9 protein-coding genes are annotated in these 12,628 nt (G+C 61.9%); 6 read left to right on the top strand and 3 right to left on the bottom strand.

The genetic code is table 11. From position 1 onward, the window contains the following. Positions 1–276: 276 nt before the first annotated feature. Positions 277–1,338 carry an energy transducer TonB gene (locus VIH17_10330; GenBank protein ID HEY4683630.1) on the bottom strand — a complete coding sequence of 354 codons (1,062 nt, stop codon included), beginning with the start codon at positions 1,336–1,338 and terminating at the stop codon, positions 277–279. Between the two features lie 410 nt (positions 1,339–1,748). Here VIH17_10330 and ileS point away from each other — a divergent pair, with 410 nt between their 5' ends. From ileS to VIH17_10305, 5 genes are all read left to right on the top strand, one after another. Next, the gene (gene ileS, locus VIH17_10325; GenBank protein ID HEY4683629.1) at positions 1,749–4,682 is read left to right on the top strand and encodes an isoleucine--tRNA ligase; all 2,934 of its coding nucleotides are present in this window, start codon (positions 1,749–1,751) and stop codon (positions 4,680–4,682) included. Positions 4,683–4,698: 16 nt separating this feature from the next. Next, positions 4,699–5,247, top strand: a complete 549-nt coding sequence (gene lspA / locus VIH17_10320) for a signal peptidase II (GenBank protein HEY4683628.1) — start codon at positions 4,699–4,701, stop codon at positions 5,245–5,247. A 1-nt stretch (position 5,248) separates the two neighbouring features. Then, the gene (lgt, locus tag VIH17_10315) at positions 5,249–6,043 is read left to right on the top strand and encodes a prolipoprotein diacylglyceryl transferase (protein HEY4683627.1); all 795 of its coding nucleotides are present in this window, start codon (positions 5,249–5,251) and stop codon (positions 6,041–6,043) included. Continuing rightward, positions 6,040–7,020 carry an RluA family pseudouridine synthase gene (locus tag VIH17_10310; protein HEY4683626.1) on the top strand — a complete coding sequence of 327 codons (981 nt, stop codon included), beginning with the start codon at positions 6,040–6,042 and terminating at the stop codon, positions 7,018–7,020. Before lgt ends, VIH17_10310 begins: the two co-directional genes overlap by 4 nt. A 102-nt stretch (positions 7,021–7,122) precedes the next feature. Further along, positions 7,123–8,118 (top strand): VWA domain-containing protein, encoded by a 996-nt coding sequence (locus tag VIH17_10305; GenBank protein HEY4683625.1) that lies wholly within the window; start codon positions 7,123–7,125, stop codon positions 8,116–8,118. Positions 8,119–8,199: 81 nt separating this feature from the next. On the opposite strand, the gene VIH17_10300 is transcribed toward VIH17_10305, so the two are convergent. Next, the gene (locus tag VIH17_10300; protein ID HEY4683624.1) at positions 8,200–9,147 is read right to left on the bottom strand and encodes a VWA domain-containing protein; all 948 of its coding nucleotides are present in this window, start codon (positions 9,145–9,147) and stop codon (positions 8,200–8,202) included. A 158-nt stretch (positions 9,148–9,305) separates the two neighbouring features. Between VIH17_10300 and VIH17_10295 the strand changes: the two genes are divergently transcribed. Next, positions 9,306–10,337: a VWA domain-containing protein gene (locus VIH17_10295; GenBank protein HEY4683623.1), complete on the top strand. Its 1,032-nt coding sequence runs from the start codon at positions 9,306–9,308 to the stop codon at positions 10,335–10,337. Between the two features lie 249 nt (positions 10,338–10,586). Here the strand turns inward: VIH17_10295 and VIH17_10290 are convergent. After that, positions 10,587–12,628: ATP-dependent DNA helicase (locus tag VIH17_10290; GenBank protein HEY4683622.1), on the bottom strand; the 2,042-nt coding region annotated here is incomplete at its 5' end.

The following is a 12,628-nucleotide window of genomic DNA, read 5'->3' as shown; positions in this document are numbered from 1 at the left end:
AAGAGAGCAGCGAGCAGCCGTGCTCGGCAACTTAGGGCTAGTAGAAAGTAAGATCAGGAAAACACAATAACTCCTCGTCGGTTTGATTGGAATTACAACGGGTCATTGCGAACTAGCAAAGTCAACTGTGGTCGCCCTCTTACTTGGTGGGCAACTCCCGGTGCGTCACCAACTTCCTGACCAACCCGTTCGTGACTATCTACGTCGGCCCTCACACTGATCATGCCATCTTGACCTTGGCCGTGGAAAGGAACTCGTTCCCGCAATCAAAACGGTTTACAGGAGTCGGAAGGTAACTTCGACGGTAGCGATGACTGGCACAGGCACGCTGCCGCGCATGCCGGGTTTGAAGCGCCAGGTGCGGAGGGCCTCGATCGCTTTTTCGTCGAGACCCAGGCCAAGGCCGCGCACCACCCGGATGTCAGTGGCGCGCCCTTCCGTGTCCACGACGATCAGCAAAACGACGGTGCCCGAATAACGGGCCTTGCGAGCTTCGTCGGAGTAACGCGGATCGGGGCAATAGGCACAGACCGGCGCGCTCACGCCGCCACCCACACGAAACGCTCCGCCGCCGATCCCGCCGCCCCATCCTGGCCCGACGCCCGGACCGGTGCCCGAACCCACGCCCCCTCCGCTCCCCGTCCCGATCCCGCCGCCCCATCCGGGGCCGGAGGATTGAGTGATGAGTTGGGCGAGCGGGTCGCCGTATGTCGCCAGGTTAGGTTGCGGGAAAGTAATCTGAGGCGGCACAACCACCGTTGGCTCCACGGCCATCTTTGGGTCGGGATTGCGAAGGACCACTACCGGCGGCGTAAGCTGCTGCATGGCAAACTTGGGCAGGCGCCCCTTGGACGCATCGATCTTGCTGCGCTCGCCGCCGCCCCCGCCGCCCCCGGCCTGGTTTTTGCCCGGAGGCAGAAACGCCGCGTAGGGCGACAAGTCGATTGGGGTGATGCGGACCTGAACCTTGGTCTCCGAGTTAGACCGGGCATACCGGATGAGCGGGATAATGACCAGCAGGACGACCAGGATCACGTGCCAGCTTGAGGAGAGCACAAAGCTCGGCCCCAAATGCTTTCGCTTCTCCCAAATTTCCGGCACCGCCACCGGCTGGCTGGTCAGAGCAATGGGCGGAAGCTTCCGCGGGAAAAGCGTCTCGCGCAGATTTTCAACCAGGCTCGAATACCAGGGACGCTCCTCATAAAGGAAATGATACGGGTCGGATCCGGGGCGTAGCTTGACGGCGCGGAAGGCTCCCCGGCCCATCAGAAAATCGGCAAGGTCGCGGAAAAAGGATCGGGAGGCCGGCTGGACCTCGAGGAAAAGGTCAGAGCGCACCCCTCGCGGCGCCGAGCCAAACGCTCCCCGGCTTGTCAAGAACTCGCGCAGATTCCGGGAAAAGACCTGCCATCTGGACTCATAGTCGGGGAAAAGGTTGGGCGGCTCAGTCGCTCGCGGTGCCTTCGCTTGGCCTGCGGTCGGGGTGCTTGTTGGAGGCCCTTGGGTCTGCGTTGCCATCCTTCCGTTCCATTCTGAGCTGGTCAGCCTATTCTACTTAGATTCCACTCGCAAAAAAAGGATGTATTCTCCGGCATGCCGTAATGCTGACAGCACAACCAAATCATTGTAACATGACGCGCTTGGCTGGCCGGACTCGCCCCGCCACAGCGGGGTGAGCGATGCCGTCGCTATCGTGGGTCCTTTCTCAGCCCGATCCTCACCGATGGGGAGAATGGGCCGGAGGGCGAATGCCCAAAGCCGTTGATTTGAAAAGTACTCTGAACCTTCCCAGAACCGCATTCGCCATGAAGGCCAATCTGGCGCAGACCGAGCCAGCCCAGTTGGCTGAGTGGGAGGCCAAGCGAATCTACGAGCGAATCCTTCAGGCCCGCGAGGGGGCGCCGGTTTTTGTGCTTCACGATGGCCCTCCCTATGCCAACGGCGATGTTCACCTCGGCACCGGCGCCAATAAAATCCTGAAAGATTTCATCGTCAAGTCCCGAACCATGATGGGCTATCGGGCACCGTTTGTTCCCGGATGGGATTGCCACGGCCTGCCCATTGAAATCAAAGTGGACCAGGACCTGAAAGAGCGCAAGGCCACGATGAGCCCGGTCGAGATTCGCCGGGCCTGCCGTGAATACGCCGCCCGATTCGTCGAACTTCATCGGCGCGACTTCAAGCGGCTGGGAATCTTCGGGCAATGGGACGACCCCTATCTGACGATGAGCAACCAATACGAAGCCCTCATCGCGGAAACCTTCCTGAAGTTTTTGGAAAAGGGCAGCGTCTATCGCGGACTCAAGCCGGTCTATTGGTGCGTGTACGACGAGACGGCTCTGGCCGAAGCCGAGGTCGAGTACGAAGACCATACCAGCCCTTCCATCTGGGTTCGCTACAGGCTGACCCAGCATCCGGTTACGGTTGTTCATACAATCAAGGGCCTCAAGAGGACTGAGCCACACGATGTGCCTGAGGCGCTTCGAGGTCGGGAAGTGTTTGCCATCACCTGGACCACCACGCCCTGGACTCTTCCGGCGAGCATGGCCCTGGCCTTCCATCCTGACTTTGACTATGCGGCTGTCGAGACAGAGGAGGGAGCCGTCTATCTCGTCGCCGACCAACTTCGGGAAGTGGTCGCCGGGCAGTGCGGCTTCAAGCAAAAGGCGGTCCTGGCGACGTTCAAGGGCTCCGATTTGGAGCAAAGAGGCCTTGTTTTTGAGCATCCGTTCCTCCCGCCGAAACAAGGATACCCAAATTCTTTCATTGACAGTGTTTTGGCCGAATACGTGACTCTCGATGTCGGCACCGGCATCGTCCACACCGCGCCCGGGCACGGCGCGGAAGACTACATGACCGGGCTCAAGTATGGGCTGGAGACCTACTGCCCGGTGGACAATGCCGGGCGATTCAGCGAAGGATTGCCGGAGTATGCGGGCCAGCGCGTCTTCGAGGCCAACCGTTCCATCATCGAGCTGTTGCGTAAGCGCGGAGCGTTGCTGGCGAGCGAAGACCTGAAGCACTCTTACCCGCACTGCTGGCGTTGCCACAATCCGGTCATCTTCCGGGCGACCGAGCAGTGGTTCATTTCCCTGGAGCGTGACCGGCTGCGCGAGCGTGCGCTCGAAGAGATCCGGCGGGTGAAGTGGCTGCCGGAATGGGGCGAGGAGCGCATCGCCAGCCTGGTGGGCACGCGGCCCGATTGGTGCATTTCTCGCCAGCGCGTCTGGGGCGTCCCGCTGCTTGTCTTCTACTGTGAGGCGTGCGAGGCGCCGCTCGAGGACGCGAAGGCGCTGCGCCAGGTAGTGCGCTGGTTTGAAAAGGAGGGCGCCGACGCCTGGTTTGCTCACCCGGCCGAAGAACTTTTGCCGCGAGGAACGAAATGCGGGAAGTGCGGCGCCTCGCGCTTCCGCAAAGAGAATGACATCCTCGACGTCTGGTTTGATTCCGGCTCGTCGCACCTGGCGGTGCTGGGCCATAGCCCGGATCACCCGTGGCCTTCCGACGTGTATATCGAAGGCGGCGACCAGTATCGCGGCTGGTTCCACAGTTCGTTGCTGATCGGGGTCGGGACAAAAGGCGGGGCGCCCTATCGCACCGTGATCTCGCACGGCTGGACGCTCGATGCGGAGGGGCGGCCCATGTCGAAATCGCTGGGCAACGTCATCCTGCCGCGCGAAATCTGCGATAAATACGGCGCTGAAATCCTTCGCTTGTGGGTGGCCTCGGTCGATTATCACGACGACATGAGGTGGAGCGAGGAGAGCCTCGCCCGGCTGGGCGAAGCCTATCGAAAAATTCGCAACACGTTTCGGATTTGCCTTGCGAACCTCTTTGATTTCGACCCGGCTCGCCACCTCGTCGCCGCCGAGCGCATGCTGGAGGTGGACCGCTGGATGCAGGAGCGGGCGAAGGGGCTGGTCCGGCGATGCCTCGAGTGGTACGCCGGCTACGCCTTTCACAAGGTCTATCACGCCCTCTATGATTTCTGCGCAGTGGACTTGAGCGCGCTCTATGTGGATATCTCGAAGGACCGGCTGTACACCTTTGCCCCGGATTCGTTGCCGCGCCGGTCGGCCCAGAGCGCGCTCTATCGCATCGCGGACGCTTTGATTCGTCTGGCGGCACCTTTGATGGTTTTCACCGCGGAAGAGGCGTGGAAACATTTGCCCAAAGGCGCGCCTTGGCCAGAGGCGGGCAAGCCCGCAGCGAAGGTTCGGGACGAGCGGGAAACGGTTCACGCCCAGCACTTCCCCAGGCCGGAGGAGCTGGCTGCCGGTCTCGAAGAAGACCGGGCGGCCAACTGGGATGGCTTGCTGGCGGTGCGGACCGAGGTGTTGAAGGCCCTGGAAGCAGCGCGCAAGGACAAGATTATCGGCAGCGGGCTCGACGCGAAGGTCTATCTCCGCATGAACAGCGCCCTGGAGCCGTTGCTCGAATCGTACCGTGAGTGGCTGCCGATGTGGTTGATCGTGTCCCAGGTTGAACTGGGCCGCGAACACCGCGAGGGCGCGCTCGAGTCGGAGATCCCCGGCCTGGAAATCTCCGTCAGCCGGGCGGAGGGAGCCAAGTGTGAGCGCTGTTGGAGCTATTCGACGCGGGTTGGCGAATCGTCCCAGCACCCGACGATCTGCGAGCGATGCCTTGCCGCCCTCGCCCAGATCGAAGCGGGCTCCCGATGACAGCCGGGCCATCCGTATGAACGCATCGGCAAGAGTTCCGTTCTTGATTCTGGCCGGAGCGGTGGTTGCCGCCGACCAGTTGAGCAAGCGGGTCATCTCGAGCGAACTTCGCCTGGGAGAGGTGCGGTCTATCGTGGAGGGTGCCTTCAATCTGACCCATACGCTCAATCGTGGGGCCGCGTTCAGCCTGATGGCCGATGGCTCTTCCTCCTTCAAGCTTGGGCTGTTGATACTGGTTTCGGTGTTGGCGAGCGTGGTCGTGCTCGCCTTGCTTTGGCGCTCGCGCCAGGAATCCCGGGTGGGGCGCACCGGCCTGGCTATGATTCTCGGCGGCGCGTTGGGGAACCTCTGGGATCGCATTAGCAACGGCAGTGTCATTGACTTCCTCGATTTCTACTTCCGCAGTTATCACTGGCCCGTTTTCAATCTTGCCGACGCAGCCATCGTGCTCGGCGCGCTGCTGGTGCTATACGAGATCTTCTTCGGCGAAGAGCGCCGCCCTGCCCGGCGGGGTGACGCGGGGCGGCGGCCGCCCGAGCGGGCTTCGCCTCGAGCGGAGCCTTGACTTGTTTCCTCGCCTGCTCCAGCTTGGCTGGTTTACCCTCCACACTTACGGATTGCTCGTGGCGCTGGGTTTTTTTTCCGCGCTCGTCCTGGCAGCAAGGCGGGCGCCCGAGGAGGGATTGGACTCGGGCAAGGTCTGGGACCTGGGCATCGTCATGGCGCTTGCCGGTATCGTTGGCGCCAAACTGGGAATGTTTTTGAGCGAACGGCAGTACTACCTGGATCACCCGCTGGAGATGCTTTCGCTTTCGACGTTGCAGTCGGCCGGGGTCTGGTATTTTGGTCTGGCGGGTGGGGCCATCGCCTGCGTGCTGATGGCGCGCCGGTACCGCTACTCGTTCGGGAAGGTCGCCGACGTCTTCTCGCCCGGTGTCAGCTTCGGGCTGGGCATGGGGCGGCTGGGTTGCTTTTCAGCCGGATGCTGCTGGGGCAAAGCGACCGGGTTTCCCTGGGCGGTCACGTTCACCGAGCCGTATAGTCATCAGGTGGTCGGAGTCCCGCTTGGGGTCCCGCTCCATCCCGCTCAGCTCTACGAGTTCGTCCTGGATATGGCGCTGTTTTGGTATCTCGGCAGGCTTGCCCGGCGGAAAAGCTATGACGGCCAGGTTTTCAGCGTCTATCTTTTCCTTTATGCCATCGGGCGCTTCCTGATCGAAATGGTCCGCGGCGATGACGAGCAACGCGGCTTTGTCATCGGCCACTGGCTGTCCACCTCGCAATTGATCAGCTTGCTGTGCATCCTCGGCGTGGTGACATTCTGGTGGAGGCGGCGAGCGGGCTTGCGGGATCGCCCATGAACCCCCTCGTCCAAAAGTTGGGTCCTGATGGGGCGGCGGCCGGGAAGCGACTGGACAAATACCTTGCTCAGCAATTGCCGGGAGTGAGCCGGGCGCGGTTGCAACAATGGATCAAGCAGGGTCGCGTCCGGCTTGCCGATACTCGCGGAGCGCTGGCTGCCAAGCGGGTGAAGCCCCGCCTGCTACTATCCGGGCAAGAGTCCATCGAAGTGGAATGGCCCCGACCTGTCGGGGCGGGCGGGGCCGGGCTTCCGGCGCAGCCGGAAGACATTGCGATTGAGATTTTGTACGAAGACGACGACGTGGTGGTTGTGAACAAGCCGGCGGGCATGGTGGTGCATGCCGGGGCCGGTGTCCGCGGCGGAACGCTGGTCAACGCCCTGCTGCACCATGTGGGGCAGCTCGCCTCGATCGGCGGGCCGCTGCGCCCCGGAATTGTTCACCGGCTGGACCGCGGCACATCGGGAGCACTCATTGTTGCCAAAACAGATGCGGCCCACCTGAAGCTCAGCGAGCAATTTCGGCTGCGGCAGGTGGAAAAGCGATATATCGCGTTGGTGCACGGGCGCATCAAAAGCGACCGGGGCAGCATCACCTTGCCGGTGGCGCGCGACCGGGTGCGGCGGGTGCGCATGACCACTCGGCGCCGCGAGGGGCGCCAAGCCAGGACCGAATATCGCGTCCTCGGCCGGCTGGACGGGTTCACCCTGGTGGAAGCAACCATCCCCACCGGCCGGACACACCAGATCCGGGTTCACTTTTCAGCACTGGGCCATCCGGTGGTGGGCGACACGCTTTATGGGGCCTCGCGCCAGATTCGCCTGGGCGGAACGAGGTTGCCAGTGCTGGGCAGAAATTTTCTGCACGCTGCCCTTGTGCGGTTTCGTCACCCGGCGGACGGCCGGTGGTTGGAAATCAAGGCGGCGCTGCCGCCCGAGTTGATCGCCTTCCAGAGAGCGTTGGAAAAAGCGCTCTGAGTTGGCTTCGATGCCGGTTCCTGTCGCGGGGCGCTGCTTCTGTGTTGACCGGGCTGAGCAGAGCTAATTATAATAGGGCGGGTATTTTCGGGGGCGGGCAACATGCAAGGCAGGGCGCTTGCGCTGACGATGGTGATCTTGGCGACCGGCTTCGCCGGGGGGCAGTCGCCGCCCTCGGCGCCACCCCCGCAGAACCCTCCCTCCCAAACCCAAAAGCCGGAAAGCAGCCGCACGACCATCCGCCGGCGCGTTGAAGTGGTGAACATGGTTTTCAGCGTGCTGGACAGGAAAAACCGCTTCGTGACCGACCTGGGCCGCGATGATTTCAAGGTTTTCGAGGACAAACGGCCGCAGTCGATTCAGTATTTCAGCCGGGAAATGGATTTGCCGCTGCGCATCGGCATGCTCATTGACACGAGCAATTCCGTTCGCGAGCGCTTCCAATTCGAGCAGGAGGCGGCGATCGATTTCTTTTACAACGTGCTTCGCCGGGGCAAGGACAAAGCGTTCCTCATGAGCTTTGACATCGAACCGGCGGTCGTGCAGGACTTCACCGATGACGCGGAGGCGCTGGCCAAGGCGGTGCGCTCCCTCCGCCCCGGCGGCGGCACCACGCTCTTCGACGCCATTTATTTGGCGGCCCGGAACAAGCTTTCCCAACCCAATCCGGAAGAGCAAAACTACCGGCGAGTCTTGATCGTCATCTCCGACGGCCAGGATACCTTTTCGCGGGTAGCGCGCAGCGATTCGCTCGAGATGGCGGAGCGGGCTGAGGTGGCCATCTACACCATCTCGACCAACATCGAGTCGCTCAGCGTGAGCACGGCCACGCCGGAGAAAATTCATCTCGCCGAGGGCGACAAGATTTTGAAGGAGCTTGCCGACTCCACCGGCGGACGCTCCTTCTTTCCTTATCGGGCGGAAGACCTCTCCCAGTCGTTTGAAGACATCGGGCTCGAACTCCGCAGCCAATATAGCCTCGGCTTCCGGCCGACTCAGCTCGTTGCCGACGGGAGATTTCATGGGGTGGAGATCGTCACCGAGCGCAAAGGGGTCAAAGTTCGCACCCGCCGCGGGTATTACGCGCCCAGAGATTGAAGCAAAGGCAAGAAACAGGGATGGCCACCGAAATCGCCCGCCGCGGCGGGAAGTCTGGGCGGGTTCCCTCTCCAGTGGGAATTATTCTTTCGGAGCGTAGTAGCCCCGCCGGGCAAGGAGCTTGTGGCCGTCCCGCTTGACCTGAAGCTTGATTTTACGGTAGGAGCCGTCGCGCTTCTTGTTGGTGGAAGTGTAACCGATGGAATACTGCGAGCGCATCTCCTCGGCAATCTGCGCGAATGCCTGGGTCAACTTTTTGGGGTCGCTCGCGGTAATGCCCCGGCCGCCGGTTTCCTCGGCTAGCTTTTTAATGACGCTATCCCCGGAATAGCCGCCCGAGCCGTAAAAGGAACGGTCAAACACGGCGACGAGGTAGATCACGGTGTCGCTGCGCTGAGCGGCTTCGAGCGCCTGGTTGAGCGTCATGCGGCTGCCGCAGTCCACTCCATCGGTGAGGATCAAGAGGGCCTTGCGGCCGGCCTCGCCGCCGAGCTTATCGGTAGCGGCCAGGTAGATGGCATCGAAGAGGCTGGTTCCTTTGCAGCCGGTTTCAAAGGGCCCGCGGGAGACGGGCGAAAAGGGGGCATTGATCACGGTGCGCTCGACCGCCCGTTCAAGCCGCGCCACCTCATTGGTGTAGTCCTGGAGCAAGTCCACGTCGACGTCGAACGAGATCACAAAGACAAGGTCCTTTTTCTTCACCACCTGCTCGAGGAAGCGCACCGCCGATTGTTGTTCCATCGGGAGCACTCGACCCTGGCTGACACTGGTGTCCACGAGCAGCCCGAGCGAAAGCGGCTCGGCGCTTTCCCTGGAGAAGAAACTGATTTCTTGTTTCTGGCCATCCTCCCAGAGGTCAAAATCCTCCTTCTTGAGGTCAGGGATGATCCGGCCGCCGGAGTCTCGAACCGTGGCCAGGACGTTCACCACGTTGACGGTGACGCGAATGGGGGGCCCGGGCGGGGCTTCCTGGCCAGCAAGCGGCCGCGGCAAAAGGGTGAGCAGAGCAAGCAAGAGAAAGTTTCCCAAGGAGAGAAGCCGGCCTCGACTCATTTTTTTACCATGTTTTACCATCGAGGGCAAACGTATAATGGAAGCGAATGCCATCTGAGAGCTTGGATGCTTGTTTGGGGCAAGAGGATGACCGAAGGTATCCGCCGCCGTGCCCTTGGCATCCAACCTATTCGATGCTGATTGCACGAGACGTTTTCGGGCTGGGTTCGCTCCTCGCGTGCGCCTTGCTCCTTGCGCCGGCTGTCACCCCGTCTTCACAAGCGCCCGTGGACAACGACCCGCGAGCCGTCATCCGCTCCCGGGTTGATTTGGTGGTCGTGCCCGTCACCGTCAAAGACGGCGATGGCAACCAGGTGACCGATTTGCGGGCGGATGAATTTCGCATTTTTGAGGATGAGGTCGAGCAAAAAATTATCCTCTTTTCCGCCGAACCGTTTCCGCTCTCGGCCGTCATCCTGGTGGATAGCGCGCTCAGCCCGACCTCGGTCGAGCCAGTGCGCAAAAGCCTTCGCGCCATCGCTGCCGGGTTCAGCCCCAACGACGAGTTCGCCCTCTACACCTTCGATGTCTATCCGAAACTATGGCTCGACTTTACCTCGGACACCGACCAGCTCTTTGCCGCCCTCAAGCGGTTGGAACTCGGCCAGCGGGAAACGTGGGCGCCCGGCGGGCCCATGAGCTCGGGGCCGCGTGTCAATACTCTGCCGGTCGGCCCCACGCTGCCGAGTACGCTCCCCCAGACGGCGACGGTGGACAAAAATATTGACGATGCGGTCTTTGCCGCCGCCAATGCCCTTTTGACGCGGGAGCGGAGCCATCGAAAAATTGTTTTTCTCGTTTCCGACGGCGCCAATTCTCGTCGCAACGTCAACAAGCGTGACGAGGTGGTCAAGCTGCTTCTTTCAGCGGACGTAGCCGTCTATGGGGTCGGGGTGGGGGATGCGGTGCTGAATCGGGGGGCGGGCGTGCTCGCGCGCTATGCCCGGGCGACCGGCGGAGACATCTTCTATGCGATGGGCCGCGACTCGCTCGAAGAAGTTTACTCGCGCCTCGCCGAACAGGCGCGCTATCGCTACACCCTCGGCTACGTTCCTTCCGTGCGCCACCTCACCAACGACTATCATCGCATCGAAGTGCGCGTCAGGCGACCCGGGCTCACGCTGCTGGCGCGCGACGGATATTTCTACGTGGTTCGTCCCCAGTAGAAAAATCTTTCGCCTTATTTCCGCCGAAAAACGTTTTCGTCGCGTGCAGTTTTTTCTTGACATTTGTTTTGATGACTCGTAAAAACAAAGCTGAGCCTGCTCCTCGCACGCGAGCGAGGCGGGCAGGCGAACTCGAAAGCTAAGGGAGAGTAGCTCAATGAAGAAGAAAGCAGCGAAGAAGAAGAAGAAGTAGCACGCTTTCGGACCAAGTGACGTTTTTCCTCGGGGAGCGAGCAATCGCTCCCCTTTCTATTTTTCCGATCTTGGGTCGGAGGCCAGAGGGATGAGCTGCTCGTGCGCCGGGCAGAGCGGCCGATACTCGCAGTAGCGGCAGTGAAAGCCGGGCAGCGCTTCGAATTGCCCGGCACGGATGCGAGCGGCGACCTCTTCCACGCGCTCCCTGGCCTTGTTCAAATCCTGGTCGTCGCGCGAGGTGCTGACGGGCTCATTGGTGGCGAGGTTGTAAAAGGTCAAGCGCACGGGGTCAAGACGCAGCACTTGGCGGGCGGCAAGCGCGTAGAGCGAGAGTTGGCAATCGTTGTCGGCGTCTTTGCGCGTTTTCGGTCGCCCGGTCTTGTAGTCCACGATCTCCACCTGGCGCCCGGCGAGGCGGTTGATCTGGTCTATGTATCCGGTCACGTCCGTTCCGCCGACCTTCATGGTGAATCCCTTTTGCTTTTCGACGACATCGGGTATGGCCCGCTCATGGATGGCATGGAAAGCGGCAAGCTGCTCGAGCCCCGCGCGGCGGTACTCCTCTTCCTGGTAGCGGTCGCTGAAACCGGCGCTCGACCAGAGTTCCCGCAAGATTTGGTCGAGCTCGGGAAACGCCACCGCTCTTTTTTTTCGCAGCTCCATGTAGCGGCCGATGACGGCGTGCAAGGTGTTGCCAAAAGTGGTTGCCGCATGGGGCCCGGTCGGAATCTTCCACTGGTAGGCGAACTTATATTTGAGGGAACACTGCTCGTAGGTTTCAATCGAGGAAGCGCTCAGTTGGAGGGGCTTGTCGGGCCGGGCAAAGGGAGCGGCGAAGGAATGGGGGCGAGCCCGCGCCCATCGGGTGATCTGCGAATAGGTGTAAGGACTGGGCGAGTGGCGCAGCAGGGCGGGTTGGAGCGGGCTGTCCGGGGTGGGGCCGGGATTCGTCTCGACGCCGGCCGGGGCAACCTCCGGGGCAAGTTGCGCCAGGTCGCGCCGGGCCAGCTCCGGATCGCGAAGGAGGTCTTCCAAAAAAACCGAAGGCCGGGAGCGCTTTTTGACGACCGAGGCGAGAGTGAGCAGAAGGCGCGCCCGGGTCATCGCCACGTAGCAAAGGCGCCGCTCTTCGAGCACCTGATAGTCGCCCTGCGGCAACGCCTCCTTCATGAGCGCCTCGGGAAATTCGATGGTCACCTTGCGTTTCCACGGCGGGAAAGCGCCCTGGGTAAGCCGGAGGGCGAAGACCACCGGGAACTCGAGCCCCTTGGCGCCGTGCACGGTCATGAGCTGGACGGCCTCGCCAGCCAGGCTCGCCGGCTCCTCCGGCAGGGTGATTTCCTCGCCGGCCTCCTCGAAGTAGCCCAGGTACTCGATCAGTTCCTTGAGTTTCTTGGTTTCGCTCTTTTCCCGCCAATCGCGGATAAAGGCGCCAAGCCGCTCGACGTAGCGGCTGTCGGGGTCGGAAGGCAGAAGGTTGAGCTGAAGTTTCTCGACGAGGAGGGCGAAAAACTGCGCTGCGTCCATCCATTTTTCGCGCTCGCGCATCTGCCGAAGCCATTCCATAAATTCGGCAAGCCTCGTTTGAGCGTCGGGAAAGGCAAGTTCCCGGGTGGTTGCGGCGAGCGCGTCGTAAATGGAGATGCGGCTCTTGGAAGCGCGCTCGGCAAGCACCGCCAGATGCGACGCGTCCAAGCCCCAGTAGGGCGTCGCCAAGACCCGCGCCAGGCTCACATTGTCGTGAGGGGCATGGATGACACGCAGGTAGGCAAGCAGGTCGCGCACCAGGGTGTTGCGCAGGATGGAGAGATTCTTGATGACAAAGGGAATGCGGCGCTGGAGCAGGGCTTCAACCAGTTGATCGCGGTGGCGGTGGGCGCGATAGAGCACGGCGATTCTTCCGTAGGGAAGACCGGCGCTGTTCGCGTGAAGGGCGGCGATCTCTTGCGCCACCCATTCGGCTTCCGCCTGCGCATCGCCGAATGCGGCGAGGCGCACCCTCTCGCCCAGCGCCGCGGTAGGGGTCAAGGGTTTGTCCAAGAAGTAGCGGTCGTCCCCGTTCTGCCGGATGAGCTGGCCGGCGGCGCGAAGGATGC

The organism is Candidatus Acidiferrales bacterium (assembly GCA_036514995.1).
Classification (GTDB): domain Bacteria; phylum Acidobacteriota; class Terriglobia; order Acidiferrales; family DATBWB01; genus DATBWB01.
The sequence above is the reverse complement of the archived record's forward strand: the minus strand, read 5'-3'. Positions and strand labels throughout refer to the sequence as shown.

Excerpts from the sequence above, each read along its gene's own strand:
- ileS (HEY4683629.1), top strand. The coding sequence starts at position 1,749 with ATGCCCAAAGCCGTTGATTTGAAAAGTACTCTGAACCTTCCCAGAACC.
- lspA (HEY4683628.1), top strand. The coding sequence starts at position 4,699 with ATGAACGCATCGGCAAGAGTTCCGTTCTTGATTCTGGCCGGAGCGGTG.
- VIH17_10310 (HEY4683626.1), top strand. The coding sequence starts at position 6,040 with ATGAACCCCCTCGTCCAAAAGTTGGGTCCTGATGGGGCGGCGGCCGGG.
- VIH17_10305 (HEY4683625.1), top strand. The coding sequence starts at position 7,123 with ATGCAAGGCAGGGCGCTTGCGCTGACGATGGTGATCTTGGCGACCGGC.
- VIH17_10295 (HEY4683623.1), top strand. The coding sequence starts at position 9,306 with ATGCTGATTGCACGAGACGTTTTCGGGCTGGGTTCGCTCCTCGCGTGC.